Source organism: Mesorhizobium sp. M7D.F.Ca.US.004.03.1.1, from assembly GCF_003998635.1.
GTDB classification, from domain to species: Bacteria; Pseudomonadota; Alphaproteobacteria; order Rhizobiales; family Rhizobiaceae; genus Mesorhizobium; species Mesorhizobium loti.
This window is the reverse complement of sequence record NZ_RZQG01000536.1, coordinates 1-4,197: the sequence shown is the minus strand read 5'-3', so window position 1 is coordinate 4,197 and position 4,197 is coordinate 1. Positions and strand designations below refer to the sequence as shown.

The 4,197-nt window shown below is 64.0% G+C and carries 5 protein-coding genes; all 5 read right to left on the bottom strand.

Translation table 11 applies throughout. From position 1 onward, the window contains the following. Window positions 1–708: RNA methyltransferase (locus tag EN935_RS24800; RefSeq protein WP_164771317.1), on the bottom strand; the 708-nt coding region annotated here is incomplete at its 3' end. Window positions 709–926: 218 nt separating this feature from the next. After that, window positions 927–1,271 carry a metalloregulator ArsR/SmtB family transcription factor gene (locus EN935_RS24795; RefSeq protein WP_109659611.1) on the bottom strand — a complete coding sequence of 115 codons (345 nt, stop codon included), beginning with the start codon at window positions 1,269–1,271 and terminating at the stop codon, window positions 927–929. Between the two features lie 145 nt (window positions 1,272–1,416). Continuing rightward, window positions 1,417–2,205, bottom strand: a complete 789-nt coding sequence (locus EN935_RS24790) for a HugZ family protein (RefSeq protein ID WP_127263251.1) — start codon at window positions 2,203–2,205, stop codon at window positions 1,417–1,419. A gap of 31 nt (window positions 2,206–2,236) precedes the next feature. Beyond that, window positions 2,237–3,412 (bottom strand): CaiB/BaiF CoA-transferase family protein, encoded by a 1,176-nt coding sequence (locus EN935_RS24785; protein ID WP_127263252.1) that lies wholly within the window; start codon window positions 3,410–3,412, stop codon window positions 2,237–2,239. A gap of 6 nt (window positions 3,413–3,418) precedes the next feature. Continuing rightward, on the bottom strand, window positions 3,419–4,180 hold the full coding sequence (locus tag EN935_RS24780) for a 3-hydroxyacyl-CoA dehydrogenase (RefSeq protein ID WP_127263253.1): 762 nt from the start codon (window positions 4,178–4,180) through the stop codon (window positions 3,419–3,421). Window positions 4,181–4,197: the final 17 nt, after the last annotated feature.

Below are 4,197 nucleotides of genomic sequence, written 5' to 3'. Positions count from 1 at the left end.
ATGCAGGCGTGCGAGCAGGCTGTCCGGCAAGCCTTCACCCTCGGTACCGAGATAGAGCGCCATGCGTTCACTCCGCTGCGCATCGCGGATGTCGGTCCGCCCGCGTGGTGAGAGCGCGAATTGTTCGAAGCCGCGCCGGGCGAGCATTGCCGTGAAGCCGGCGGTGTCGGCGAACGATGCGAACGGGATCTTGAGCGCGGCGCCGACGGAAACGCGGATCGCCTTGCGGTAGAGCGGATCGCAACATGTCGCATCCAGCAGAACTGCGTCGGCGCCAAAGGCGGCGGCGTTGCGGAAGATCGAACCCATATTGTCATGGTTGGCGATGCCGACGAGCACCACGACCAGCGCCTGGGCTGGCAAGGCATCGAGAAGAGCCTCAGCCGACTGCGGCGCCCCCTTGCGTCCCATGGCCAGGATGCCACGATGCATGTGAAACCCGGCGATTGCGTCCATCACCGCGCTGGTGGCGACATAGACGGGGAGGTCGGCCGGCGCCTTGCGCAGGATCTCCTCGAGACCGGCCAGCCGATTTTCCAGGATCAGCGCCGATTCGGCGGCAAAGCGCCCTGCCGAGAGCAGCAGGTCCAACACCACCTTGCCTTCGGCGACGAAGCGGCCTTGCCGGCCGGCGAGGTCACGCTCGCGGATGTCGAGATAGGCAGCGACGCGCGGATCTTGCGGGTCGTCGATGCGAATGGGATCCATGCATTCCTCGCGGCCGTCGCATCGGCCCGAATATCCGGAACGATCCCCGGCGCTCACCTTTGGCCAGGAAAGCACGATGCGACAATTCGCGACGATCAGCTACCTCTGTGCGCCCGGATGGGCGCATGTCGCTCTGACAACGATCAGCTACCTCTGTGCGCCCGGATGGGCGCATGTCGCTTTGAAATCGCCGGTGAGGTCAGCGGGCTACAGTGTGGTCAGGTTCCGGCACGGCGCAAACGGTGCGCCATCTGGGACAGGTCGTCCTTGCCGCTGCCGAAAATACCGTCCAGCATGTGGAGCAGTTCGCGCACGGCGTCGGATTTACAGGAATAGTAAATCATCTGCCGGTCGCGGCGTGTGTCGACGAGGTCGAGCGCCCGCAACTTGGCGAGATGCTGGGACAGGGCGGATTGGCTGAGCATCACCTTCTCGGCGATGGCGCCGACCGACATTTCACCCTCGGCGAGATAGCTCATGATCAACAGGCGCTTCTCATTGCCCATCAGCATGAGAAACTCTGCCGCCGCTTCGGCGTTGACGATTAGCTTTGTCGAGACCATCGATCCCCCATGCTTCTTGTTCATCCTGACGCCATGGGGGCAATGGCATCTGATTCCATAAACTCACTCGTGAATCGGCACATGCGATTCAACGTCACCAACAAAAGGTAGAGCATTTCATTTAAATCTCAAGTGTTGCTTTTGATCAATCATAATTAAGTCCAGTGCCGACGTCGACCGAGGCCCGTCCGACCCTGGCCATTTCGACCAGAACGTGTCGCAATTCGCGTGCTGCTGCCAAGGGTTGTGGGAAGAAGACCCGGCAAACATCGTCGCCCGACACCAGATCCATACCATCGGCATCGAATCCGGCAATTATCCAGCCGTTGCCGGACACTTTCGTGAAATGCTTTGCATAAACGGCGATCGCGTCGAGATGGTCGGCGTTCATGTGGTCGATGGCGGATTGTTCGCTCGTCGCCAGTTCCTCGACGATCGGTCCGCTTGTGAGCACATCCGATTGATCGAGCTGATAGGCCTTGCCGAAGCCGCCGTTGAGGCTGGCGCGTTGCGGCTCGAGGCGAAAGATCGAAAAGTCGCCGAGACCGGCGTAAAGTTTCGCCTTGGGATTGCGGTTGAGATAACGGCGCTCGGTGCGGGCGTGTTCGCTTGATCCGCGCTCAAGCCGTGCCGCCTGGCAGACCAGTGTCAGGCGCGGGTGCGCCAGCGGGTCACCTTTGCCGGGTTCGCCAAGCAACAGGGAGCAGCGCGGATCGGCAAGCAGGGCGCCGGTGTGCGCCGAGAGCATCGAAACCAGGATCAGCGGCGCGCCATCAATGTCGGTGGCCACGCCGACCCTGCTGGCCAGCGGCGAGCCGGTTTGCGGTTCGATCACCGCCAGAGCGCCAAAGCGGGCGTTGCGCAGAAGCGTCTTGCCCAGCCGGATCGCTTCGGCGTCTGTCTCGCGGATCACGTCCTTCTTCGGTTCGTCCAAGGCGTCACCGCAATAAGTTGATTTATCTTCTCTAGTTATCGGTCAGCAAGCCGGATTTGACAAGGTCGTCGATCTCGGCTTTCGCAAGGCCGAAACGTGCCAGTATTGTCGCCGGCGACAAATCGTCATCGCCGGGCATGGTGGCCAGTGTTGGTTGCGAGCTCGAGAAACGCGGCGCCGGGGCAGGGCGCTCGAATGCACCCGCCGTCACAAAGGCGTTGCGTGCCCGATTGTGCGGATGGTGCTTCGCCTCTTGCAGCGATAGGACCGGGGCAACGCAGGCATCGGTTTGGGCAAACAGCAGGTCCCAGTCGTCGCGCGATTTCTGCCGGACCCGATGGGCAATGGCCGCGCGCATCGGCGGCCACAATGCCCTGTCGTACTGGCCGGATACAAAGCGCTCGTCGAGCGGCAGCAGCCTGGCGAATTCGGCGAAGAACTGCGGCTCGAGGCAGCCGATGGCGATATGGCGGCCGTCTGACGTCTCATAAGTGTCGTAGAAGGGGGCGCCGGAATCGAGCAGGTTCGCGCCGCGCTTTTCGCTCCACAACCCGGCCGCCATGAAGGCGTGCAGCGGCGTCGCCAGCATCGAGGCGCCTTCGACCATCGCCGCGTCGATGACCTCCCCCTTGCCGGTGCGTGAGCGCTGGAACAGGGCGGCCAGCACGCCGGCAATCAGCATCATGGCACCGCCACCGTAGTCGGCGACGAGGTTGAGTGGCGGGACGGGACGGCCGTCAGTGTGACCGATGGCGTGCAGCACGCCGCAATAGGCGAGGTAGGTGATGTCGTGGCCGGCGCGGCCGGCGAGCGGGCCGTCCTGGCCGAAGCCGGTCATGCTGCCGTAGATCAGCGCCGGGTTGCGTGCCAGCACCGCTTCAGGGCCGAGGCCAAGCCGTTCCATGACACCGGGACGAAAGCCTTCGAGCAAGATGTCCGCCTTTTCGGCCAGGCGCAGCAGCAGATCGGTGCCTTCCCGGCGCTTGAGGTCGATGCGCAGCAGTGCGCGGCCGTGGCGGTCGATGTTGTACTCATCCGGCAGCGACAGGAACTGGCTCGCCCCCGCCCGTTCGATGCGCAGCACTTCGGCGCCCATCTCCGACAGCAACAGGCCGGCCAGCGGCACGGGGCCGAGCCCGGCCATCTCGATCACCTTCAAACCGGCAAGCGGACCGGTCTTCCCGGCAGCTGGCAAGCCGGCGCTCATGACCGTCTACTTCGGCGCCATGCGGATGGCGCCGTCGAGACGAATGGTCTCGCCGTTCAACATCTGGTTCTCGATGATGTGAAGGGCGAGAGCGGCATATTCGGACGGCTCGCCCAGACGCGATGGGAAGGGCACGGCGGCACCCAGCGAATCCTGCACCTCTTGCGGCATGCCGGCCATCATCGGCGTCTTGAAGATGCCGGGCGCGATGGTGCAGACGCGGATGCCGGAACGGGCAAGGTCGCGCGCCACCGGCAGCGTCATGCCGACGACACCGCCCTTGGACGCCGCATAGGCGGCCTGGCCGATCTGGCCATCATAGGCGGCAACCGAAGCGGTGTTGACGATGACGCCGCGCTCGCCACCTTGCAGCGGCTCGAGCTTCGACGCGCGCTCGGCGACGAGGCGGATCATGTTGAACGTGCCGATCAGATTGACTTCGATCACCTTGCGGTACTGATCGAGGGGATGAGGACCATCTTTGCCGATCGTCTTCACGCCAATGGCGATGCCGGCGCAATTGACCAGGATACGCGGCTCGCCAAGCTTGGCGACGACGTCGGCGAGTGCAGCGGTTCCGCTGTCGGCACTGCTGACGTCGCACTGGACGGCAATGCCGCCGATCTCGGCCGCGACCTTGGCCGCGCGATCAATACCGACATCGAAGATGGCGACGCGGGCGCCCTTGGCGGCCAGCGCGCGCGCCGTTGCCTCGCCAAGACCGGAGCCGCCGCCGGTGACGATCGCGATCTGGCCGTTCGGGTTCATGGCGTCATCCTTTGATC

What these genes read in the sequence shown, in the direction of transcription:
- EN935_RS24795 (WP_109659611.1), bottom strand. Translation starts at nt 1,271, where the DNA reads ATGGTCTCGACAAAGCTAATCGTCAACGCCGAAGCGGCGGCAGAGTTT.
- EN935_RS24785 (WP_127263252.1), bottom strand. Translation starts at nt 3,412, where the DNA reads ATGAGCGCCGGCTTGCCAGCTGCCGGGAAGACCGGTCCGCTTGCCGGT.
- EN935_RS24780 (WP_127263253.1), bottom strand. Translation starts at nt 4,180, where the DNA reads ATGAACCCGAACGGCCAGATCGCGATCGTCACCGGCGGCGGCTCCGGT.